This is a genomic window from Parabacteroides sp. KHUB-02, assembly GCF_056640955.1.
Genome location: NZ_JBWQEV010000002.1, coordinates 396,869 through 420,209, shown reverse-complemented (window position 1 = coordinate 420,209; position 23,341 = coordinate 396,869). Strand labels below are relative to the sequence as shown.

Here is a 23,341-nt window from a genome sequence, read left to right as displayed (position 1 = left end):
CCCGCAAATTACTTGTTGGCTTTTAATGCCTCAAATATTAATTCGGATAATTCGTCTGCCAATTCGGGATTGTCCTCGACACATTGTTTTGCCGCATCACGACCCTGTCCCAATTTGGTATCGTTGTAGCTGTACCATGAACCGCTCTTCTTGATGATATTCAGTTCAGAACCAAGATCGATGATCTCTCCGGAACGGGAAATACCTTGACCGAACATGATATCGAACTCTGCCTTGCGGAATGGAGGGGCCACCTTGTTTTTTATAACTTTCACACGCACTTGGTTTCCCTTGATCTCGTCACCATCTTTCAGCTTTCCAATACTACGGATATCCAAACGGACAGAAGCATAGAATTTCAATGCGTTACCACCTGTCGTCGTTTCAGGGTTTCCGAACATTACACCGATCTTATCACGCAATTGGTTGATGAAGATACAGGTCGTATTCGTCTTATTGATTGCGGCCGTCAACTTACGAAGGGCTTGCGACATTAGACGAGCTTGCAGACCCATCTTGCTGTCTCCCATATCGCCCTCAATCTCGGCTTTAGGAGTCAATGCGGCTACGGAGTCGATAACAATGATATCTACGGCGGATGAACGGATCAATTGCTCGGCTATTTCCAAGGCCTGCTCACCGTTATCCGGCTGGGAGATCCATAGGTTCTCTACATCAACGCCTAGCTTCTCGGCATAGAAACGGTCAAAAGCATGCTCCGCATCGATAAATGCGGCGATACCTCCTTTTTTCTGCGCCTCGGCGATCGCATGGATCGCTATCGTTGTCTTACCGGAAGATTCCGGACCATAGATCTCGACGATACGTCCTTTCGGATATCCACCTACGCCCAGCGCTGCGTTTAAAGCGATAGAGCCTGTCGGTATCACCTCGATATCCTCGATGCTTTCATCGCCCAGTTTCATGATCGAACCTTTTCCGTAGTTCTTCTCGATTTTATCCATTGCCGCACGTAAAGCTTTTAGCTTATCCGTGTTAGCGGCTGGTTTACCACCTTCTTCTTTCGCTTTTTCTTCGAACAAATTTTCTTCTTTTGCCATATGTGTCCCTTATAAATTAAGGATTTGATTTGCATGGTCTTTTGTCTTCACCTCTTTCGGCCCGATGATATTGGTAACAATACCTTCCTCGTTAATGATAAAGGTGGTCCGGAGAGTCCCCATGTATGAACGTCCGTACATTTTTTTCTCAGCCCACACACCAAACTGTTCTTGTAAGGCCGTGTCTGTGTCCGCTATTAAACGGAAAGGTAAGTTTTGCTTTTGTATAAAGCCTTGATGCGATTTGGCGCTATCTTTACTTACTCCGATGATCTCGAAGCCTTTCGCTTGTAAGGCTTGATAGCCGTCACGTAAGCTGCATGCTTCCGCCGTGCAACCGCTCGTATTATCTTTCGGATAAAAATAGAGCGCTACTTTTTTCCCTTTATAGTCACTCATCTTTACCTCTTTACCGTCTTGATCGGTTCCCAAAAACTCGGGAACCTTATCGCCTATTTGTATTGCCATATTACAATTCTAAGTCAATGTTAAACAATTCATGCCAAGGCAAACCTTGCTCATTTAGCTCTTTCATGAATGGGTCCGGATTGAATTCCTCCACATTCCATACACCCGGTTTCTTCCAAATGCCTTGCATAAATAATTTGGCGCCGATCATGGCGGGAACACCGGTGGTATAACTAACACCTTGCGCTCCTGTCTCTAGATAAGCGGCATGGTGGCTACAGTTGTTGTATACGTAATAAGTTAATTCCTTACCGTCCTTGATACCACGGATGCGGCAACCGATGGAAGTCTCGCCAGTATAATTCTCTCCCAGATCACCCGGGTTCGGCAGTACGGCTTTTAAGAATTGGATCGGAACGATTTCCTGCCCGTTGTAAAGGATCGGGTCGATACGAGCCATACCGATATTTTGGATGACACGTAGATGAGTCAAGTATTCCTGTCCGAAAGTCATCCAGAAACGAGCCCGTTTGAGGGTCGGGAAGTTTTTGGTCAAACTTTCCAATTCCTCGTGATACATCAAATACGATTCTTTCGGTCCTACATTCGGATAATTCAAGGCTTTATGTACGCTTAACGGATCGGTCTCCTTCCATTCCCCATCCTCGAAATATTTGCCACGTTGAGTAATCTCACGGATATTGATTTCCGGATTGAAATTGGTAGCGAATGCCTTATGGTGATCTCCTGCGTTGCAGTCTACGATATCCAGATAGTGTATCTCGTCGAAATGATGCTTTGCCGCATAGGCTGTATATACGCCGGTAACCCCCGGATCGAAACCACATCCCAAGATAGCGGTAAGACCGGCTTTCTCGAAACGATCTTTATAGGCCCATTGCCAGCTGTATTGATATTTGGCTTCATCAAGCGGTTCGTAGTTGGCCGTATCTAAATAGCTAACACCGTATTCCAGACAAGCATCCATGATATGCAAATCTTGATAAGGTAAGGCCAGATTTACCACCAAATCCGGTTTGAAGGCGTTAAACAAGGCAACAAGCTCTTGCACGTTGTCTGCGTCTACCTGTGCGGTTTGCACTTTCACGTTCTTGATATCGGCGGCGATCTTGTCGCATTTACTTTTCGTACGGCTAGCTACCATGATATCCGTGAAGACATCCGCATTCATCGCTATTTTCTTAACAGCAACGGTACTTACGCCCCCTGCACCAATAACTAATACTCTTCCCATTTACTAATAGAATTAATCTTGTTAATATACAGTTTACAAGGTTTTCAACCAATGGACAAATATACGGCTTTTCCTTGACAATCCCTATATATTTATTCATTTTAGAACGGAAGAGGGAAAAGAAAGATACAGCTAATGAATGTGAATAATGAAAATAGTCGTACTTTTGTCACATTTACTGTTTAAAGTTTGGACATGAGATTCTTAAATAATGTCGGGGGTGTTTTTTTTCTGCTTTTATTAGCGTTGGGGTGTAAACCTGAGGCGAAGCGGAGCCGTGTGCTTGTGATCCAATCTTTTCGGTGGGATGATAAGAACTATCTGGAATTAAACTCAGATATCCGGAAAGAGCTGGGAAAAAATCGGGTGAATGCGGACATCCGTACGTTTTATCTCGACTGCGAGTGTTATATGGCTGAGGAGGAAGAGGAACGGATGTATAACTTTATCGATACGATCCGTCTTTGGAAGCCCGACATCATATTGGTGAATGATGATCAGGCTACCTATACGTTGATGAAATGCGGCCATCCTTTTGTAAAGAAAGTTCCGGTTGTTTTCTCTGGCGTCAATTTCCCTAATTGGGATTTGCTGGAAGAATATCCGAATGTAACAGGTAGCTGGGATAAGATTGATTATGAGGAGAACCTTCGTTTGATCGATCGGCAAATGGGAAAGTCTCGCATTTATATCAATTATGATAAGACCTCCTTAGGGCAGTTGGCTTTCCGGGAGTTGATAAAAGCGGTCGATACGAGCCGGTATGTGTTGGATTATAATCAATTGGCTTTCCAATTAAATGATCCGGACTTTAAGGTGGATTCCATGATGTTTAGAACCGAGATGAGAATGAAGGCGATACGTCCTTCGAAAAATATAATCCATTTCATGCCTTTTCGTAAAGCCAATGGGGAGTTTTTATTGAGTAATATTAATGGTACCTATCCTTATTGCGTATTTTTCAATATCCGTTATGACTATACATCCGCAGGCTTGTCTAAGATGTTCGTGACTCCTTCATTTACGGCAGTGCGGGAAATCTTTAATATAAACGTGGAAGTTCTGGGAGGCTATTTTTGCTCGAACCGCATACAAGCGGCGGAACAGGCTAGGTTGGCGGCTAAAATTCTTTCCGGTACGCCTGTCTCTTCCGTTCCGATCGTAGAGAGTCCCAAAGAGTATCTGTATGATTGGGTAGAGATGCAACGTTTAGGTATTTCAAAGGAAGAGGTCCCTACTAATGTTCATGTCATAAATATGCCTATTTCCGAACGGTATAAGATAGAGGTTTTTATCGCCTCTTCCTTGGGTGTGATCTTATTGTTGGCATTGATCGGTTATTTGTTTTATCTCTATTGGCGGGAAGCAAGACGAAGGAAAGAGGTGCTCGCTAATTTAAAGCAGGAGAAAGAGCATCTTTCTTTAGCGTTGGAAGGGGGTAATATATTCGCTTGGAAATTACAGTCTGGAACTTTCCGATTTGACAATGAGTTCTTTAGTTATGTGAATATTTCTCCCCGGGAAATTCCTTTGGATGAGCTGTACGAGATGACTCATCCGGACGACAGGCAGAGTTTGCGATCCTTAATTGATTTCATTTGTACGGGTACAATCTCTCATCATATCCTTCAATATCGTTGCGATTTTAACGGGAAAGGTTACCAATGGTGGGAATTTCGTTACGGAAGCTTAGAGGATGCGAATGATGGGTATGTAATCAATGGCTTATGTTTGAATATCCAAAATATCAAGGATACGGAGGAGGTATTGATCTCTGCGAGGGAAAAAGCCGAGGAGTCGGATCGGATGAAGTCGGCTTTCTTGGCGAATATGAGCCATGAGATCCGTACGCCGCTGAATGCGATTGTCGGTTTCTCGAATTTAATGAACTCGGAAGAGGTCTTGGAGCCGGAAGAGCGTGAGCAGTTCGTGAAGTTGATTAATACGAACTCCGACTTACTATTGAAACTGATCAATGATATTTTAGATCTTTCCCGTATGGAATCCGGAAAGATGAGTTTTGTTTTCGATCGCCATGATTTGAATGTCTTGATCAATGAAATCTATTGTACTTTCCAGTTGATGATGCCCGAGGGGGTAGAGCTACGCATGCGTGTCCCCGAGATCCCGGTGGTTGTGGCGGTAGATCCTTATCGGCTGAAACAAGTATTGTCTAATTTTATCAATAATGCCATCAAGTTCACGACTTCGGGCTATATAGAAGTTGGATACTATTTCTGTACGAAAGGCGACTGCCTTCATATCTATGTAGAAGACACTGGTATCGGCATCCCTGAGGAGAAACAGAAGCAAGTCTTTGATCGTTTTTGCAAATTGGATGAGTTTGCGCAAGGCACCGGACTCGGACTGGCGATTTGCCAAGTGATAGCGCAGCGTTTCGGCGGTGAGATACAATTGAAGTCAGAATATGGTAAAGGTAGCCGTTTTACGCTAACTTTGCCTAAAGAACGTATAGGTTGACAAAGCATGGAACAAATAGAGGAACTTTCACGATTTATCAAGGAACATGCGTCGGATGATTTGAATCGTCTGTTGCTTTCCGCCTCTCGTTATCCGGGGATCGATATCCCTTTCGTGGTGGATCAATTAAAATCTCGGCGGCAGATCAAGGATAAACTACCTTCATGGTATCAAAACGATCGACTGGTTTTTCCGGCGAAGATAGCGGCGGAGCAATGTTCCTCGGAACAGACTGCCTTGTACAAACAGAGGTTGGTAGATCCACAGGCACATGTATGTGATTTGACTGGTGGATTGGGGATCGATAGCTATTTCTTCTCCCGGAAAGTACGGCAGGTTACCTATATCGAACGCTTTTCAGCTTATTGCGAGGCGGCTATCCATAATTTCAAGGTGCTAGACGTTGGTAACGTAACGGTATTGAATGGTGATTCTACGGAGTTGATAGATAAGATCGATGGAATAGATGTGTTTTATATCGATCCGGCTCGTAGGGGAGAGGGGAATAAGCGGGTTTTTGCGCTGCAAGATTGCGAGCCGGATTTGACAAAGTTGGTTCCTGTCTTGTTTGGTCATGCCTCTAAGGTGATCGCTAAATTATCTCCGATGGCGGATATTCATATGACGTTGGATTTGCTTCCGGATGTGACAGCCATACAGGTGCTTTCGGTGAAAAATGAATGTAAGGAGCTTTTGTTTGTGTTGGAGCGAGGCTCGAAAGGCGGGAGTCCTCAAATCTGTTGCGTGAATTTCACTTCGGAGGAAGAGCCGGAATTGTTTGTGTTCTCATTGGTGGAAGAACGGGAAGCTGTCGCTTCCATCCGTGGAGAAGTCAAGCGTTATTTATACGAACCGAACGCTTCCATCTTGAAGGCGGGTGCGTTTAAAGCGGTCGCCACTCGTTTTGGATTGAATAAATTGCATGTCAGCAGTCATTTATATACGTCGGATGAGGTTGTCCCTAGTTTTCCGGGACGTTCTTTTGTGGTAGACGAAGTGATCCCCTTTACGAATAAACAATGTAAGACCTTGTCGAGGCAGATTCCCCAAGCGAATATCACAGTCCGTAATTTCCCCCTCTCGGTGGATGAGTTACGTAAGCGAACTAAAATTGCGGATGGAGGAACTATCTATCTTTTCGCTACTACTCTGGAAAATGGGGATAAGGTACTTATCAAAACTCATAAGATATAGGATACTGCATGGGCGTTGCAGTGTTACTGCATAGGTGCTGCAGTACTATTGCTAGACCTGTTGCAGTGATATCCGAAGGGATATAAAAAAAGTGTATGATGTTATCACCATACACTTTTTATGATATGAGGTTTATATTACTTCAATAGATTCGCACGCATTTCCTCAATCTTAGCTTTTGACTCACGAGCCGTATTTATGGTTGCTACCATTCCGCTTAACGGAGCGATTGTAGTTCCTAATTGCTCCAAGTCAGGATAATATTTAGCTAAGTCGGCTGTGATCTGCTGGATGATACCGATACGTTTTTCCATATTCTCGCTCAAACCGGCGGAAATAGCGTCGCCTTTAACAACCAAGCCCGGGTTTGCGTATACAATGGCATATTCTACAGCCATGCCCCCTAACAACTCAAGCTCAACGTCAGCCTTATCATTTTCCATCATAGCGTCGATCAATTTGTTTTCTTGGTTTTTCATGAATTTGCTTAACTCCTCTTTGCTGGCGTTAGCGGGAGCGGACTCTTTCATGATGTCGATAGCGAATGGAATGTCCAGATCCGTAGTCAATTTAACCAATACGTTCTCGATATCTGTAGTCGGCTTTTTCATAGCCTTCAATACGTTCAAGTCTGCGAAGTAGATACCGCAAGCACGTGCTTTCTGGGCTTGTGTGTTCAATTCGGAAACCTTGCTGACCGGCAACATAAAATCAGTATTAGCGACAGAGATCGTAACCTCGCCGGTAGATACTTTGTAAGGCAACTCCGAATCCGGCATATCTTTCAAGAAACGAGTAACCTCGTCTTTCAACTCGGCAGTAAGCAGACCTTTAGATACTTCTCCTGCGATAGCTGCTTCTTCCTCTACTTTTTGCTCAGCGGCGTCTTGTTTTTTACTGCTGTTGCAAGATACCATTCCAAATGTAATCGCTGCTATGGTTAGCAGGCTAACAAAACTCTTTTTCATGTTATTCTTTATTTTTAGATTATATATTTTGTCATTAATCGCTCCCTTTGTTTAAATACTTGCCGGGAAACTCTGCGAAGATAGATATAATTACCAATAAAGCAAAGATTCCTAACATTAATAAATTAAATGTAAAAGTAGAAAATGTATAACCGGCGAATTTTTTCTCATGACTATAGAAAGGCGCACGTCCCCAATTATTGTCCGGTTCCAGATAAATCTGCCCGATTTTAGGATAGATCCGGTTGTGAGCCTCCTTATAGAATTGGGTACTGGTTGAGTTAAGTACCAGTTCCTCAATGGCCGAGTTATGGTGCTCTTTTTTCAAGGTGTTCAACCATTCGGAGCCATGTTCTTGAATGACCTCTTTCCGTTTTTTCTCTAATAACGCCGTGAAATTATCGCTACGGGTATGCAGGGCTTTTTCCACTTTATCCATATAGCTCTCGTAACTCTCTTTGGACGTATAGGGGGCGATACGGGCGGCACGGGATAGTACGGCCAGTTCGTTGTGGATCGTCCGGGTGTTTTCTTCCCGTTTATTCGGGATCAGGTTGAGGCTGTTTATGAGGCTGCGCACCTCGTCGGCATGGACATTCCGGTAATATTGCGCTAGGAACTTTTCTTTTTCGACCGTGAAAAATAGGCGGTTGTAGCTGTTGTTCCGGAATTGTTCCGTAACCAACGCCTCGAATGCCCAACGTGAGGGGATAACCTCACCGATAAGGGGCACTATGTTCCGGCTGGATGCGCTCCTGCTCAAATCGTCGAACTTGACAACTAAGCCGCAAAGTAAAATCTGCGGGATTAAAAGCAGCGGTATCGTTATATAGATCGCTACGATCGAGTTTAAAGATTGCGATAGTATCAAACCTGTCAGGTTGGCGAGGAATGAGGTTGCCCATAGCGTGATCCACCAAGTAAGGAACATCTCGCTTCCGATGCCTATCAATAAATTTCCTACCACTATGAATAGCAAACTTTGGATCGCTGAGATACAAAGCAGGTAGAACATCTTTGACGAGAGATAACTGCCTCGGCTCAATCGCAAGAATCGTTCTCGCTTTAGGAGCGTCCGGTCCTTGATGATCTCTTCGGCGCTGATGCTTAATCCCGTGAAAGTAGCGACAATCACCGCCATGAAAATGTAGGATACCAGATTTTTGTTCGCCAGCAAAGAATACCCGTCATCGGGTACGAAGCGGGTGAGCAGGGCCACGATCACCGCCAATAAAGGAGTCTCCAGTAAGGCGATGCACAAATACTGCTTATTGGTCAGCTTGGTTTTTATGTTTCTTTCCAAGAAGATACAGAATTGCTTCCAGATCGAGGGCTTCTGCTGATGATTCGGGGGCAGGGGGGTAGGCTTAACCTCTTGGAACTTCGGGCGGGAAGCTACATATAACTCATGCCATTCTTTTGAAGTTATCTTCCGGATGTTTGTCTGGTTTCCGCTATCGTCTATCTTTTTTGCGTCGATAATAGTTAGGATTAATTCTGGATTGATATTTCCACAAGTGCCGCACACGCTGATATCCTGATCGGTGTAATTGGCGATCCGTTTGAAATAAGTGATCGCCTCGATCGGGTTACCGTCGTAAATCGGGTAACCGCCGGTATCTAATAACCACAGGCGATCGAACAACTTATAGATCTCGGACGAAGGTTGATGGATATTGACAACCACGAGCCGTCCCCGGTGCGTTTGTTCCTTTAACAGCATGATGACCTTCTCGGAGTCGGTGGACGAGAGGCCGGAGGTTGGCTCGTCCAAATAAAGGATCGCCGGCTCACGGATAAGTTCCAGTGCTATATTTAAACGTTTACGCTGCCCTCCGCTGATCGTTTTCCGGATTGGAGACCCGACGGCCAAATCCCGGATCTTGCTCAGATCCAAATCCTCCAGTATCGTATTGACACGATCCTCGATCTCCTTTTCGGTCAGGTTCGCGAAACAAAGGCGGGCGGTATACCATAGATTTTGGAATACGGTCAGCTCCTCGATCAGCAAGTCATCCTGAGGCACGAAACCGATCAATTGCTTGCATTCCGGATCACTCAGCGGATGTCCGTTCAAGCATACACTTCCCTCACCGGGGATAATATTCCCATTTAAGATGCTTAACAAGGTAGACTTACCAACGCCGCTTCCTCCCATGATGGCTACCAACTGGCCGGATTCAAGGTTGAAAGAGAAATTGTGCATACCGTTCTCGCTATTTTTGAAGCTGAACTCGATATCCCTCCCGGTTAATAAAATACGTTCCTTATGCTCATTCTGATTGAATACATCGAGGACATCACTATAATAAACCGGCAAGAATAGCGGGCTTTTGATTACGCTGCTACGTTGCCAGCCATAGAAGATACCGGAAGTAAGCGGGATATCGTTCATGAATACCCGTCCGCTGCCTTGGTAGATAAAGACCATTCGGTCGAACCGGGTCAGTCTCAACACCCGTATCTCGCCCTCCAACCCCCTTCTGTAGATATGGTTGACGTCTTTATCGCTATCATCAGCGTTGATCGTAAGTATGGAGGGGGATTTTTTACCGACAACAAAGGCGTATAGATTGTCGAAGGTATCCGTGTCGATATTAAATATCGTAGCGATCTTATGGAAAATGGCTAAGTTCTCGTTCAATCCTTCATTGTTGCCATGGGCGAACTCCATGAAACGGAGAAGAAGCAATAGCTGGTCTTCCGCAATCAATTTGGGCTTGAGCTGGTTGCATACGTTGATAATAACACTCTCTCTATCGATATCGAAGTCCGGATCATCGTAAACACTTTGTATCTCATCAAATAGCTCCATATATTCTTTATGGGAGCGGATACCAAAGTGACTGGTTAAGTAAGAATTGACGGCCTGACGCGCTTGGTCACTTTCTATTTTTGCCAACGAAGCAAATATAGCGAACAAGTTCAGTAGCCCATTGAGTATAGTTTCATTCATTCATCAAAGTATTGTTTCAAATGTCTTGCAAAGATAAGGTAAGTGAAACAAAAAACAGGTCGAATGTTAGACTTTTTAAGCAGTCAAGTGAATAACATGATCAATAATTGGGCAGAAATCACCCGGATGAACATGGATAACGGGTAAACCGTAGCGTAAGATACGGAAGGCTCGTCACCCTCGACGGTCGTATTGGCATAACTCAAGGCCATCGGATTGGCCATGCTTCCGCATAGCATACCTATGTTGTGGGCGTAATCTAGCTTGAAGAATTGCGAGGCGATGAACCCGACGATCAAGACCGGTACGATCGTCAATAGGAAACCGAGGCCGATCCATAACAATCCTTCGGCACGGAAGACGGTCTCGAAGAAATGAGCTCCGGAGTCGATTCCCAGTCCCGCCAGATAGATCACTATACCAAACTGCCGCATCATCAGGTTCGCGCTCTGGGTGGTATAAGTCGTTAGGTGGAAACGGGGGCCGAACGCACCCATCAAGATTCCAACGATGATCGGTCCTCCGGCGATACCCAGCTTGATGGGGGTACTCATTCCCGGTATGGCAATTGGGATCGCCCCGATTAATACGCCCAGCGTAAGTCCTACGAATATGGCAAGCAGGTTGGGGTTATCCAGCCGTTTCAGCTCGTCTCCCAAGATCTTACCCACGTTATTCACGGAATTGGCCTCGCCTACGATCGTTAGTTTATCCCCGATCTGTAGACGGAGGTCACGGGAGGCCACCAGATCGATACCCGCACGGTTCACTCGGGTGATGTTGATCCCGTATAGGTTGCGGAGCCGGAGCGAACCTAGCTTTACCCCGTTTACCCGGTTGCGGGTTACGACGATACGGCGGGAGATCAATTGGCTGTCGATAGCGTTCCAGTCAATATCTTCCTTATTCCAGTCCGTAGTCTCTTGTTCTCCGAAAAGTACCTTGATGGATTCGACATCCGCCTTTACGGATATGATAAGCAAATGGTCTTTTTCCTTTAAGATGGTTTCAGAGGTAGGGATCGTCACCTTTCCGTTCCTCCAGAGGCGGGAGATCACGAAATGTTTCTCTGTCAATTTCATGACTTGCTGGATGCTCTTATTGTAAATAGAGGGGTTTAATACCTGAAATTCCGCTACGTTTGTTGTCGTGTCTTGCTCCTTATGCGTGTTCTGTGTCTTTTTAGCGAATAAGGACCTCAAGATGATAATAGCGAGAATTACGCCTACGACACCTAATGGATAAGCTACGGCACAGGCCAGAGCCATATCCGTTACGTTCCTCGTATTTTCCGGATCCATCTGTAAGAGCGCTTGCTGGGCGGCACCTAGGGCCGGGGTATTCGTTACGGCACCGGATAGCAACCCTACCATAACGGGGACGGAGATTCCTGTTATCCAATGAAACACCAACGTCAAAATCAGTCCTAAAGCGATCACCCCTAATCCCATCGTATTCATTTCCACCCCGCCTTTTTTTAGGGAAGAGAAGAAACCGGGACCTACTTGCAATCCCAAGGTATATACGAAAACGATAAGCCCGAAGTTCTGGGCGAAGTTCAGCATGTCCTTATTTACGGTAATGCCCAGATGCCCTGCCATAATACCGGCGAAGAATACAAAAGTAATGCCTAATGAAATGCCGAATATCTTTAGCCGCCCTAAATACACACCAACCGCCGCCACGATAGAAATGACAGCCACGGCCTGTATCATCGAGGGTTCTGCAAGCGTCTCAAGTAACCAATTCATAAGAGTTTCTTTTTTGCTTTAGAAGCGCGAAAATACATAAAACAAAGCAATTAAAAAAATTGTAGTATCTTTGCCCACGAAATAACGATGATACAGGGTGAGGGAAACGATGGTTAAATATATAAAGTGGTTGCTGCCGGTACTTTTTATCGCATATTATAGCAGCGTCTCGCTTTTTACGCACGTCCATGTGGAGCATGGTACGACCATCGTGCATGCGCACCCTTTCAAGAAGACGGCGGACGGTACTTGCCATCATCATGCCTCTCTGGCGGAGATACAGTTGTTTCATATGCTCTCGTCTATTCATGCGATGGACGGGGCGATCCATCCGTTTCGTTTGCATTTCTATTCATCACAGATATCCCATCTTTCCGAGTCTCCGGTCTATCCGGATTATGTCGCTTCCGTTGAGGGAGTGCGATACCTGCGGGCTCCCCCGGTTGTTTGATTACATATCCAGAAATCAATATCCGTTTGTAGAGGTGGGGCAGGCCCTATCTCTATATCGGGCATTGGGCGTGCGGTAATTTATGCCGTTGATTCAAATATTGTATTTATCTAAATATTCAAACAACTATTAATCAAGCAATGAATAAGTTTATTACACTTATACTATGCCTGTGCTGTATCTTTACGTCAGCGTGGGCAGAGGGAGACGATCATGTTTCCTTGAATCCTTCCGACGCTAATATCGTAGGTCATATCCTCGATAAGAAAACAGGAGAGCATCTCTCTTTTATCAATGTCTATCTCCACGGTACGACAATCGGTACGACTACCGACGCTACCGGTCATTATTATATGAAAAATCTTCCCGAGGGGAAATACACCTTGGTCATGAAGTCTATCGGTTATAAGACCGAGGAGAAGACGGTGACTCTTAAGAAAGGGAAAACCTTGGAGATTAATTTCAATGCCGAGGAAGACGCTGTCTCCTTGGACGGAGTTGTCGTATCGGCAAACCGTAACGAGACGACCCGCCGTCTGGCTCCTTCCTTGGTAAACGTGCTCGACTCTAAGGTGTTCGAGACCACACACGCCACTTCCTTGGCCGACGGCTTGAATTTCCAGCCCGGCGTGCGTGTGGAGAATAACTGCCAGAATTGCGGTTTCCAACAAGTGCGTATCAATGGTCTGGAAGGCCCTTATACCCAGATCTTGGTGGATAGCCGGCCGATCTTCAGCGCCCTGACCGGCGTATATGGCTTGGAGCAGATCCCGGCGAATATGATCGAGCGGGTGGAGGTGATGCGCGGAGGAGGCTCGGCCTTGTTCGGCTCGTCCGCTATCGCCGGTACGATCAATATCATCACGAAGGAGCCGATGCGCAACTCTGCCCAGATCGCCCATTCGTTGACGATGATCGGGGGAAGCCGCCCAGATAACAATACCACCGTGAACGCCTCGTTGGTGACGGACGATCATAAGGCGGGTATCTACCTCTTCGGGCAGGGCCGTCACCGCGCCTCTTACGACCATGATGGCGACGGCTACTCAGAGCTTGGTAAGTTGGAGGCGAAGACCCTCGGATTCCGTTCCTACCTAAAGACCAGCAATTACTCCAAGCTCACTTTCGAGTACCATAACATCAGCGAGTTCCGCCGGGGCGGTAATTTATTGGATCTTCCGCCTCACGAGACGGATATCACCGAGCAGACCGACCACCAGATCAACGGGGGAGGCCTGAAATTCGATCTTTTCTCTCGTGACTATCATCATCGGCTGAATGTGTACACCTCCACCCAGCATACGAAACGCCAGAGTTATTACGGCGCCGGAAAAGACCCGAACGCCTATGGTAACACGACGGACATGACCTTTATCGGTGGCGCCCAATACTCCTACGAATGGGACAAATGCCTTTTTATGCCCGCTACCTTTACGGGAGGTGCCGAGTATAGCTACGATGATTTGCAGGACGAGATGCTTGGTTATAACCGTACGATCGCCCAGACCGTGCATATCGGTAGTGCTTTTGCCCAGAACGAGTGGAAGAATGATCGTTGGAGTTTCTTGATCGGTGGCCGTTTGGATAAGCATAATATGATGGATCACGTGATCTTTAGCCCTCGTGCGAACGTGCGTTTCAATCCGACGAAGGATATCAACCTGCGTATGTCGTACTCCAGCGGTTTCCGGGCTCCTCAAGCGTTCGACGAGGATTTGCATATCACCGCCGTGGGTGGCGACGTGGCGATCATCCAGATCTCCCCGGACTTGAAGGAGGAGAATTCGCAGAGCGTGAGTGCTTCCGTAGATTTCTATCATCGCTTCGGCCCGGTTCAGGTGAATTTCTTGGTGGAAGGTTTCTATACGGATTTGCGGAACGTGTTTATCTTGGAGGAGATCGGCCGTGACGAGGATAATAACCTGCTGATGGAACGCCGTAACGGAAAGGGTGCCCGTGTGATGGGTATCAATCTGGAGGGTAAGATGGCCTATTCTTGGATGCAGATACAGGCGGGCGCTACCTTGCAACGGAGCCGTTACAAGGAGGCGGAGCAATGGAGCGAGAATCCGAATATCACTCCGCAGAAGAAGATGTTCCGCTCTCCGGACGTATATGGTTATTTCACTTCTACCTTCACGCCGGTCAAGCGTTTCTCCGCTTCCTTGACGGGTACATATACGGGAAGTATGTTGGTGCAGCACTTGGCGGGTTATATCCCGGAAGATCGTGAGGAGAAGACTCGTGATTTCTTCGACTTGAATCTCAAGCTGGCTTATGACTTCCCGATCTTCAAGTCCGTGACTTTACAGGTAAATGCTGGAGTCCAGAATATCTTCGACTCCTATCAAGATGATTTCGACAAGGGAGCGCACCGGGATGCCGGGTATATCTATGGCCCGGGGATTCCCAGAAGTTATTTCGTGGGGTGTAAGATCAGTTATTAAATACTCGGCGAGCCTCCGCGGGGCTATTCCTCCACTATTCTCTCTATATAATTTGGCGGCAGGGTGGTGCGTGGCACTTTCATGCCGCCAAACCATTTATGCAAAGGCAAATCGAAACCAGTTCCATTCATGTAATTATAGAGGGAAACGCGAAGCCCCTCGCTGAAAAGCTCCGGATCGCAGCCGGATAGCGCCTCGAACTGTACGTCATTACGGGCGAATCCGCCAAAGGGAGGCTCCGTGACACGGCAACTGTACTCGGCGGGGTGCAACCCCACAGGGCTATGCGCTGTCATGGCGAAACGATGCCAAAATCCGGATTGAATCAGCCCAAGCTCAAACATTTGCCGGACCGTTTCTAAGGAATCTATGGTTTCTTGAGCGGTTTGGGTCGGGAAACCATACATCAAATAGGCATGGACCATGATGCCTGCCCCGGTAAAGTTGTTGGCGACCCGTGCCACTTGAGCCACTGTCACCCCTTTATTTATCAGCTTCAGGAGTCGGGGAGAGGCTACTTCCAGACCTCCCGACACGGCGATGCAGCCACTTCGTTGGAGAAGGTCGCATAGCTCCTCGGTATAGCTTTTCTCAAAACGGATATTTCCCCACCACACGACGGTCAGCCTGCGGCGGATGATCTCCTGCGCCATTTCCCGTAGCAAGGCGGGTGGGGCGGCCTCGTCCACGAAATGGAAACCGATCTCGCCGGTTTGCTCGATCAAGCGCTCCATACGGTCTACCAAGGTCTTGGCCGTATTCGGCTCATACCGTTTGATGTAATCTAGCGAACCGTCGCAGAAGGCGCATTTCCCCCAGTAGCAACCGTGTGCCAAGGTCAGTTTGTTCCAGCGGCCGTCGCTCCAAAGCTTGTGCATCGGGTTGGCCATTTCCATGACAGAGATGTATTTGTCCAGTGGCAAGCCTTCGTAATCCGGGAATCCGGTCTCGTTTTGCCGGCAAGCGGGATAAGCGGGGTTGTCTTGATAAACGACCCGGCTGCCGCTCTCGTCCAAGGAGAAGGTGCGTACCAGTTCCTCTTTGGGGATCGCCCCGTCCAGATAGCGCAACGTTTGGTAAAGCGGGTCCTCTCCATCATCCAGCAAGAGGTAATCGATGTATTTGAAGAAGCGGGTATCCGTGATGGAGCGAAGTTCCGTATTCACGAAACCGCCTCCCATAAGGATCGGGATATCGGGATGTGCCTGCCGTAGCCATTGGGCGAGCCGGAGGGAACTGAATAAATTCCCCGGGAAAGGTACGCTGAAAGCGATCGCCTTAGGCTTGCTCTCGGCGATGTGCTTTTCCAATAGCGGTTGCGTCAGGCGGTCGATAAAGCCGAAAGTTTTTTGGAGGGCTTCCTCGATCTCGTCGAAGGAGGAGGCGCAGCGGCCTAGATGCTCGGCATATCGGCTGAAACCGAAATCCGGGTCGATCGTTTCCCGGATCAAGTCGCAGAGATCCTCCAGATACAAGGTTGCCAGATAACGGGCTTTATCCCGTAATCCCGAAGTACCGAACGCCCATTCCAGCTCCTCCTCGTTTTGGCTCCCGCGATCGCTTTCTGGAAGGTAATTTTGATTACAGATGCGATAAGCGAGAGGATCGTTCTTTCCTTGAAGGAAAGCGACAACGGCGGTTATCGTGTCGATATACCGTTGCTTATTAGCCAGCATCCCCCGGACTTTAGCCGGATATTTACCTTTCCGTCGCTCGATCTCGGCGAATAACTCCCCGAGACCCTGCGTGGAAAACAAAGTCAAGATTGTCTCGATACCCAGATCGGTCTGCCCGGCACGTACACCCTTTGCCTCCAAATAACCTTTTAGGTAAGCCGTGGAAGGATAAGGCGTATTGATCTGCGTAAACGGAGATAAAACCAGAAGAACCGAAGCTAATCCCATATCAACTCAACTAATTTTCAATTATTCAAGCTATTGTTGATAGACTCGATATAGTCCAGAATCTCATCCCGTCCCTCTTTCTTCTCTGAGGAAGAGAGGAAGATCGGAGGAAGCTCTTCCCAAGTCTCCAGTAATTTATCCGTATAGACTTTTAGGTTCTCTTTCAAGCGTCCCTTGCTGATCTTGTCGATCTTCGTGAAGATGATGGAGAAAGGAACCCCGCTCTCACCCAGCCATTCCATAAACTCCAGATCGATCTTTTGCGCCTCGTGGCGGCAGTCCAAAAGGACAAATAGGTTGGTCAGTTGCTCGCGATCGAGGATATAGTTCTCGATGATACGTTTCAATTGCTCCCGGTTCTCCTTGCCTCGTTGGGCGAAGCCATACCCCGGAAGATCTACCAGATACCACTCGTTATTGATAAGAAAATGATTGATAAGTAAAGTCTTACCCGGTGTTTGCGAAGTCATCGCCAAGCCCTTCTTGTTGGTAAGCATATTGATCAAGGAGGATTTGCCTACATTACTTCGTCCGATGAAGGCATACTCCGGCTTATTACCCTCGGGGCATTTCCTTACGTCTGTGTTACTGATAACAAATTCTGCGCTTTTAATTTCCATAAAATATAAATTAATGAATAATGAGTAAATGAATAATGGCGAGACCTAATTCTCAATTTTCAATTTTCCATTTTCAATTGCCGAAAGCCACAGCCCGGCGAACGTGATGCCTCCGTTTACCATAAGCATCTCGTAGCCGAACGTATAGCCTGCGTATTGTTTCACCAAGAAATCCGTGGCGAGGCAAATCAACGGGGAGGCTATACAGATATAGGGCACGTATTTGTCACGGGGGTTCCGCTTCGTGAAAAGCCCGAAAACAAACAGCCCCAATAGAGGACCATACGTGTACGACGCTATCATGTAGATCGCGTCGATAACACTCCGGTTATTTACGGCCTTGAACGCCAAGATGATCAAGACGAACAAGACGGATATCATCACGTGTACCTTTAGGCGGGTACGTTTCGCCCTTTTCGCTTCCTCTCTCTGCACGCCGAGGATATCCACGCAAAAAGAGGTGGTGAGCGCTGTCAACGCCGAGTCGGCGCTACTGAAAGCCGCCGCTATGATACCGATCGTAAAGAAGATCAAGATACTCCCGCCCAAGATCCCCGAGGTACAAAACATCGGGAGGATATCGTCGTTGAGGGTTGGCAACTGGATGTTCCGCTGTGCCGCCAATGTCAGTAGCAGTACCCCCAACGCGAGAAACAAGAAGTTGACCGGCGTGAAGGCGAAGCCATATGTGTACATGTTTTTCTGGGCATCCTTCAAGCTCTTGCAGGAGAGGTTCTTTTGCATCATGTCCTGATCCAGCCCGGTCATGACGATCGTGATAAAGATACCGCTGAAGAACTGCTTGAAGAAGTTCTGCGTACTATGCCAATCGCCAAACTCGAAGATACGGAAATGAGGACTTTCCACCAAGGTCTGCGCCATACCCCCGAAATCCAGTCCCATCTTGTCCTTCACCTGCCAGATGATCACGATCAACATTGCCACGAGACAAAGGGCCTGCAACGTATCTGTCCAGATGATCGTCTTGATGCCGCTTCGGAACGTATATAGCCATACCAGCAGGATACTGAGGATAGCGGTCACGGCGAATGGGATGTTCCAAGCGTTGAACACGTAGGTTTGCAAGATCAAGACCACCAGATATAAGCGTGCGGCCGCCCCTACGATCTTCGAGAGCAGGAAGAATGAGGCCCCTGTCTTGTACCCCCTTCTCCCGATCCGGTCATCCAGATACGAGTAGATGGAGGTAAGTTGCAACTTATAGTATAGCGGTAGCAATACCTTGGCTATAATGATATATCCCACGAAGAAGCCTAATACAGTCTGCATATACGTCATATCGATCGCCCGCACCATGCCGGGTACCGATACGAACGTCACCCCCGATAAGGATGTCCCTATCATACCGATAGAAACGATATACCAAGGTGATTTCCTGTTCCCGAGGAAGAATGCCTCGTTGCTGTTATTACGTCCCGTGATCCATGCTATCAGCAGCAAGACGGCGAAATAGGCAGCGATAATAAAAAGGATCATATAGCTGTTCATGTATTGCTAACTTCTGTCTTCTTCTGCGCAAAGATACGGCTTTACTTTGAAATAACCGGCATATGCGTGGATTCTACCGTGATGGGTTTCTTGAAGCCCTTTAGGTAGTCCATGAAAGCGTCGGTCGATATGATACCTAAATTATCGAATTCCGGGATCTCGTAGCCCTTGAATAAAGAGGCGTCGTACCCGTCTCCGCCATCGGTGATGAAAGCGTCTAGGGTCACCACGCAAGGGGTATTGTCCTCGATCTCGGTCTTTTGCTCGTCTCTCGTATAGACTATTTTCTCGATCTTATTTCCGCTTAGGGTAAGCGTGAGGTCGGAGGATTGAAGGAAACCGTTCGGATTCTTCCGTCCATCCTCCAATAGCTTCTTCAACCGCTTGCCGTCGAAACGATAGGCAACGATAGCGGAGCCGAAAGGCAGGATGTTGCCGGCACGCAGTCGGGTGATATCCCCTTTCGGGAGGGCCGCACGGATACCTCCGTAATGGTTTACGCCGATCACCGGCTGATCCTTGTAAGCGGGCATCTCTTTTTGGAAACGCTTGGCGTAAGCGGCCGTGACCAACGCCCCGATAGGCGTATAGTCGAACTTATTGATGGTACGGTCGTGGATCAAGGCCTCTTTTGCCGTGGCAAGTTTCTCGTTCAGCCGATATTTATCCATGATCTTCTCCACGGCCTCTCGCATCTCCGGGTTCTCCTCGCAGGCTACACGCACGGTATCCCCTTGGATGAAAGAGATATCCCGGTGTCCGTTGAAATCTTGTATTTGGAACAGCAGTTTCCCGATATGGGTACCGTTTACGCCGGCTTGGATGATGGGGATGTTATTGATTTTATCGAGCACCAGCTCATGCGAGTGGGCGGATATGATGGCGTCTACCTTATCGATGAACGGCAGTCCTTGGGCGTTCTCCTCGGTGATGCGGTAAGGCATTTTCATATCCGTGCCGATGTGCATCAAGAGGATAATCATATCGATCTGGCCCTCTTTCTTTAACTGGTAGACGGTTTGTATGCAGGCCGCTCCCAGCGGATGCGTGAACTGAAGCCCTTTCAGGTTCTCCGGCTTGGTCTTGACGTAGGTGTCCGTCGTGGTCAGTCCGATGAAGGCTATGCGCAGGGAGGAGCCATCTTTCAACTTACGCTCTACGATACGGTAGGGACTCAACCAGTCGGGGTGAGTATATCTCTTCTCTTCGGTGATATTGGCGGCCACATGGGGGATATTCAAAGCGGCGGTGTCCACTAGATAAGGAAGCCCCCAGTCGAACTCGTGGTTACCGATGGCGGACATCTCCACGTCCATCGCCTCGTACATCTCTTTGATAGGCTCGCCTTTCGTGATCTTGGAGAAATAGCTTCCGCTGAAATTATCTCCGCCTGAGACAACGATGGAATGCGGATAGCGTTGCTTCTCGTTTTGTGTCATTTGTACCAACCGGGCGGCTCCCGGCGTGATCCCGTCGGAGGCGAAAGCCCCATGGAAATCGTTGAATGAGAAAATGGCTAAAGTGTCTATCGAGCTAGACGGGGTGGCGATATCTTGCGCGAATAGGGGAGCGGTTAGCGTGCTGCCTAGCAAAATCGCCGATACGAATTGTTTTTTCAGTCCCATGGTTGTATGTATTAATAGGGACAAAAGTAGGAAAAATAACGAGATTCACCGAGGAAAACGCCCGATTCGTCGAATTCTTTTTGGTCGTTTTAAACCTTCGGCCTACCTTTGCGTCATAGTAATAGCTCGTGAGAGTGAAAGCGAACCGGTTGTTCATCATAACCGGGAAATAGGTAAACATTAAGTCAAAGGGCCGTCATCCGGATAAGATGCGGCCCTTTTGATTTATTCGGACTTGAGGTTGTTTACGGGATTGTCGTGGGTGGTACGGAATACGTTATATCCGGAAACCGCCAGTATGACGGTGAGTACCAATACGCCTCCTCCCACGAATAGATACCAGGATAGCTGGATCTTTTCCGAGAATTGCTCTTGCCATTTCTGGGAGATATAGAAAGCGATACCGCAACCAAGTAAGATGGCCGGCAATGCCATGGTGATGATATCTTTCAAGAAGATATGGAGTATGTCTTTTACCGTGGCTCCGTTAATCTTGCGGATCGCCATTTCTTTCCGGCGACGGTTCACCTCGTCGTTCGTGTATCCGATCAATCCGATGAAGACGATCAGCAAGGTGACGATACCACCGATCATGACGGAGTCACGGAATTTCCGGGAGGAGGTGTATCCTTCCAGCATCTCGCTCTTGAAGGAGATCACGTTGAGTTCTTTATCCGGGATGAGTTGCCCCATTAGATCCTGCGTCTTGCGTAGGGCCTCGGAAGAAAGGCTATGGTACCGAATGACCATATGTTGGGCCGCCCCTTTCGTATAGAACATGATCTTGGCTCGCGGATCTTCTCCCGCTATGGAGCCTAGGCGGAAATCCTCGAACACGCCCCGGATCGTGAAGAGAGGCATCGACTCGGACTTGGTATCGTGTCCGGTTATTTGTACCGTCTTGCCCACGGCTCCATCCTTCCAGTCTGCGAAAGGTTTCATGTATTCAATGAAATTGCGGCTCACCAGTATCTCTTGCGAGGAGGTGGTATTCTCTGTGAAGTATTGTCCTTCTACGATCGGGATTTCCAATACGTTCAGGTAATCGTTTCCTACGTCGTAGAGGTCGGCGATGTTGAATAGTTCCCGGTCGTCTCCCGGAAGATAGACGTTATTGCCCGAGGCTCCCCAGAAAGGAAGGTTATAGCAAGTCGTGATGGCGTCTACCTCGGGCAATCTCTGGGTTTCCTCGATCAGTTTGGCACGCCCCGTGGAGTCTACGGCGCCGATATACACATAGGCGAGGTTCTCAGGATTGTATCCCGGATGATCATTCACCATATGGTCGTATTGCTTGCCTACCACTAGCAATAAGGAGGCGAGGAAGCTGATTGCCGTGAACTGGAAGAACAAGAGTCCCAGTTTCCAAAGGCGGCGTGCTTCACGAATACTCCGGAAAACAGCCGCTACAGGAATGCGTCCTAAGAACCAGCCGGTAGCTATGCCCGTAGAGATAAGTACGACTATGACCGTGAGGCATATCGCCCACATACCCGTGGATAGGAATAACGATCGGACTCCCGTGCCGATCAGCTCCTTTATAATTCCTTGAAATCCTAGGATCAAAAGTACGACCAGCACTAGTGCGACGGTGACGTGGGTCCCTACCTCGGACAACGCCATACCTTGGATATCCTTACCGCTCGCCCCGTAACATTTGCGTACGGCCATCTCTTTCGTGCGGTTCACGATGGAGGAGATCACGATCAATATATAGTTCATTACGGCGGTGAAGATCAATACGAAGGCGATGAACGAGAGGATCAAGGCCATACGTTTGGCCATATCGTCCTCCATATGTACGTTGAGTAGTTTGTGGAAGGTGAAGGTCAGTTCCACGCCGGCTTTCTTAAGGTCGTTTACGGGGAAATGCTTGTCGATCATCTGTCTCATTCCCGCTTCCAACTGGGCCTCTGTCGTACCCGGCGATACCTTGACATAACTTTGGTAGCGGTCGTTTCCGGTTAACATATGGGTTCCGTCCCACATGAACTTGCTGATGGAAGAAAGGGATACGATAATGTCATAACTCTGTTCGGTGTTGTCCGGTAGTTTCTTGAATACGCCGCCTATCGTGAGGGCTTGTCCCGGCGCGTCGTCAATCTCGAAGCGTTTTCCCATCACGTTACCGCCGATACGTTCGGCGATCTCGTCGGATACGAGCACGTACATGGGTTGGGAGAGAACTTGCTTAGGGTCTCCGATGAGCATGGGGCGGGGCAATACGTCGAAAAGACAACTGTCCGCTAGGATGAAGGTCGCTTTGAGCCGATGCTTGTTGTCGGACATCGTAAAAGGGGAGTTTCCCCGGAAGTACGTATAGCGTGTGGCGGCCTCGATCTCCGGTGTCTCTTGTTTCAAGAGGGGGATTACTCCGGCGGGCGTTTGCCCGTGGTCGCCCACTTCCCCGTTCATGAAAAATTTCTCATATACTCGATAGATCCGGTCTCCCTCCGGATAGAAGTTATCGTAGGTGTTCTCGAAGTGGACTTTAGCGATCAGCACCAAGCCGATGGTCAGTCCTATACCCAAGGAGATAATCTTCATTACATTGTGTTGCCCTCTCTTAAAAAGGGAGCGAATTGCGATCCCGATGTTTTTCATATTGTTATTGTATTATTTTCCGGTAAGATAAAATCAAATACCGTGCCATTGTGTTTATGTGGTTGAAAAACAGAGGGGTGAGTAGCGTACGATTGTTTATGAGTGTC

15 protein-coding genes are annotated in these 23,341 nt (G+C 47.8%); 4 read left to right on the top strand and 11 right to left on the bottom strand.

The window, feature by feature from the left end; all coding sequences use genetic code 11:
- Positions 1-8: 8 nt before the first annotated feature.
- Genes recA through ACYIA1_RS22275 form a run of 3 tightly spaced genes read right to left on the bottom strand, consistent with a single transcriptional unit; the run spans position 9 to position 2,724 of the window.
- Positions 9-1,061 carry a recombinase RecA gene (gene recA, locus ACYIA1_RS22285; RefSeq protein ID WP_008771841.1) on the bottom strand — a complete coding sequence of 351 codons (1,053 nt, stop codon included), beginning with the start codon at positions 1,059-1,061 and terminating at the stop codon, positions 9-11.
- Between the two features lie 9 nt (positions 1,062-1,070).
- Positions 1,071-1,529 carry a thioredoxin-dependent thiol peroxidase gene (gene bcp, locus ACYIA1_RS22280; RefSeq protein ID WP_009017848.1) on the bottom strand — a complete coding sequence of 153 codons (459 nt, stop codon included), beginning with the start codon at positions 1,527-1,529 and terminating at the stop codon, positions 1,071-1,073.
- A 1-nt stretch (position 1,530) separates the two neighbouring features.
- The gene (locus ACYIA1_RS22275) at positions 1,531-2,724 is read right to left on the bottom strand and encodes a saccharopine dehydrogenase family protein (protein ID WP_005856184.1); all 1,194 of its coding nucleotides are present in this window, start codon (positions 2,722-2,724) and stop codon (positions 1,531-1,533) included.
- 195 nt (positions 2,725-2,919) lie between these two features.
- On the opposite strand from ACYIA1_RS22275, the gene ACYIA1_RS22270 reads away from it, so the two are divergent.
- Positions 2,920-5,205: a sensor histidine kinase gene (locus tag ACYIA1_RS22270; RefSeq protein WP_048927486.1), complete on the top strand. Its 2,286-nt coding sequence runs from the start codon at positions 2,920-2,922 to the stop codon at positions 5,203-5,205.
- Positions 5,206-5,211: 6 nt separating this feature from the next.
- Complete coding sequence (locus ACYIA1_RS22265; RefSeq protein ID WP_270616620.1) at positions 5,212-6,399, top strand: THUMP-like domain-containing protein; 1,188 nt, start codon at positions 5,212-5,214, stop codon at positions 6,397-6,399.
- Between the two features lie 137 nt (positions 6,400-6,536).
- On the opposite strand, the gene ACYIA1_RS22260 is transcribed toward ACYIA1_RS22265, so the two are convergent.
- The 3 genes from ACYIA1_RS22260 to ACYIA1_RS22250 all read right to left on the bottom strand — a co-directional run bounded on the left by ACYIA1_RS22260 (position 6,537) and on the right by ACYIA1_RS22250 (position 12,074).
- The gene (locus ACYIA1_RS22260) at positions 6,537-7,367 is read right to left on the bottom strand and encodes a hypothetical protein (RefSeq protein WP_009276759.1); all 831 of its coding nucleotides are present in this window, start codon (positions 7,365-7,367) and stop codon (positions 6,537-6,539) included.
- A gap of 34 nt (positions 7,368-7,401) precedes the next feature.
- A complete protein-coding gene (locus tag ACYIA1_RS22255) occupies positions 7,402-10,323 on the bottom strand; it encodes an ATP-binding cassette domain-containing protein (protein ID WP_122143721.1) in 2,922 nt (973 codons plus the stop codon).
- 83 nt (positions 10,324-10,406) lie between these two features.
- A complete protein-coding gene (locus ACYIA1_RS22250) occupies positions 10,407-12,074 on the bottom strand; it encodes a putative transporter (protein ID WP_008771847.1) in 1,668 nt (555 codons plus the stop codon).
- Between the two features lie 97 nt (positions 12,075-12,171).
- On the opposite strand from ACYIA1_RS22250, the gene ACYIA1_RS22245 reads away from it, so the two are divergent.
- Both ACYIA1_RS22245 and ACYIA1_RS22240 read left to right on the top strand, forming a co-directional pair.
- Positions 12,172-12,525: a hypothetical protein gene (locus ACYIA1_RS22245; protein ID WP_044545916.1), complete on the top strand. Its 354-nt coding sequence runs from the start codon at positions 12,172-12,174 to the stop codon at positions 12,523-12,525.
- 140 nt (positions 12,526-12,665) lie between these two features.
- The gene (locus ACYIA1_RS22240) at positions 12,666-14,972 is read left to right on the top strand and encodes a TonB-dependent receptor (protein WP_250788169.1); all 2,307 of its coding nucleotides are present in this window, start codon (positions 12,666-12,668) and stop codon (positions 14,970-14,972) included.
- A 23-nt stretch (positions 14,973-14,995) separates the two neighbouring features.
- Here the strand turns inward: ACYIA1_RS22240 and ACYIA1_RS22235 are convergent, their stop codons facing one another.
- The 5 genes from ACYIA1_RS22235 to ACYIA1_RS22215 form a co-directional block, all read right to left on the bottom strand.
- The gene (locus ACYIA1_RS22235) at positions 14,996-16,876 is read right to left on the bottom strand and encodes a B12-binding domain-containing radical SAM protein (RefSeq protein ID WP_250788170.1); all 1,881 of its coding nucleotides are present in this window, start codon (positions 16,874-16,876) and stop codon (positions 14,996-14,998) included.
- 17 nt (positions 16,877-16,893) lie between these two features.
- The gene (gene yihA / locus ACYIA1_RS22230; RefSeq protein ID WP_005856199.1) at positions 16,894-17,496 is read right to left on the bottom strand and encodes a ribosome biogenesis GTP-binding protein YihA/YsxC; all 603 of its coding nucleotides are present in this window, start codon (positions 17,494-17,496) and stop codon (positions 16,894-16,896) included.
- A 45-nt stretch (positions 17,497-17,541) separates the two neighbouring features.
- Positions 17,542-19,005: a sodium:solute symporter gene (locus ACYIA1_RS22225; RefSeq protein ID WP_250788171.1), complete on the bottom strand. Its 1,464-nt coding sequence runs from the start codon at positions 19,003-19,005 to the stop codon at positions 17,542-17,544.
- A gap of 41 nt (positions 19,006-19,046) precedes the next feature.
- Positions 19,047-20,630, bottom strand: coding sequence for a bifunctional metallophosphatase/5'-nucleotidase (locus tag ACYIA1_RS22220; protein ID WP_259013060.1), 1,584 nt, complete (start codon positions 20,628-20,630; stop codon positions 19,047-19,049).
- Positions 20,631-20,855: 225 nt separating this feature from the next.
- The gene (locus ACYIA1_RS22215; RefSeq protein WP_443899473.1) at positions 20,856-23,234 is read right to left on the bottom strand and encodes an ABC transporter permease; all 2,379 of its coding nucleotides are present in this window, start codon (positions 23,232-23,234) and stop codon (positions 20,856-20,858) included.
- Positions 23,235-23,341 lie beyond the last annotated feature (107 nt).

Bases quoted from the DNA above. Each gene is read 5' to 3' on its own strand.
- recA (WP_008771841.1), bottom strand. From the start codon at position 1,061: ATGGCAAAAGAAGAAAATTTGTTCGAAGAAAAAGCGAAAGAAGAAGGT.
- bcp (WP_009017848.1), bottom strand. From the start codon at position 1,529: ATGGCAATACAAATAGGCGATAAGGTTCCCGAGTTTTTGGGAACCGAT.
- ACYIA1_RS22275 (WP_005856184.1), bottom strand. From the start codon at position 2,724: ATGGGAAGAGTATTAGTTATTGGTGCAGGGGGCGTAAGTACCGTTGCT.
- ACYIA1_RS22270 (WP_048927486.1), top strand. From the start codon at position 2,920: ATGAGATTCTTAAATAATGTCGGGGGTGTTTTTTTTCTGCTTTTATTA.
- ACYIA1_RS22265 (WP_270616620.1), top strand. From the start codon at position 5,212: ATGGAACAAATAGAGGAACTTTCACGATTTATCAAGGAACATGCGTCG.
- ACYIA1_RS22260 (WP_009276759.1), bottom strand. From the start codon at position 7,367: ATGAAAAAGAGTTTTGTTAGCCTGCTAACCATAGCAGCGATTACATTT.
- ACYIA1_RS22255 (WP_122143721.1), bottom strand. From the start codon at position 10,323: ATGAATGAAACTATACTCAATGGGCTACTGAACTTGTTCGCTATATTT.
- ACYIA1_RS22250 (WP_008771847.1), bottom strand. From the start codon at position 12,074: ATGAATTGGTTACTTGAGACGCTTGCAGAACCCTCGATGATACAGGCC.
- ACYIA1_RS22240 (WP_250788169.1), top strand. From the start codon at position 12,666: ATGAATAAGTTTATTACACTTATACTATGCCTGTGCTGTATCTTTACG.
- ACYIA1_RS22235 (WP_250788170.1), bottom strand. From the start codon at position 16,876: ATGGGATTAGCTTCGGTTCTTCTGGTTTTATCTCCGTTTACGCAGATC.
- yihA (WP_005856199.1), bottom strand. From the start codon at position 17,496: ATGGAAATTAAAAGCGCAGAATTTGTTATCAGTAACACAGACGTAAGG.
- ACYIA1_RS22225 (WP_250788171.1), bottom strand. From the start codon at position 19,005: ATGAACAGCTATATGATCCTTTTTATTATCGCTGCCTATTTCGCCGTC.
- ACYIA1_RS22220 (WP_259013060.1), bottom strand. From the start codon at position 20,630: ATGGGACTGAAAAAACAATTCGTATCGGCGATTTTGCTAGGCAGCACG.
- ACYIA1_RS22215 (WP_443899473.1), bottom strand. From the start codon at position 23,234: ATGAAAAACATCGGGATCGCAATTCGCTCCCTTTTTAAGAGAGGGCAA.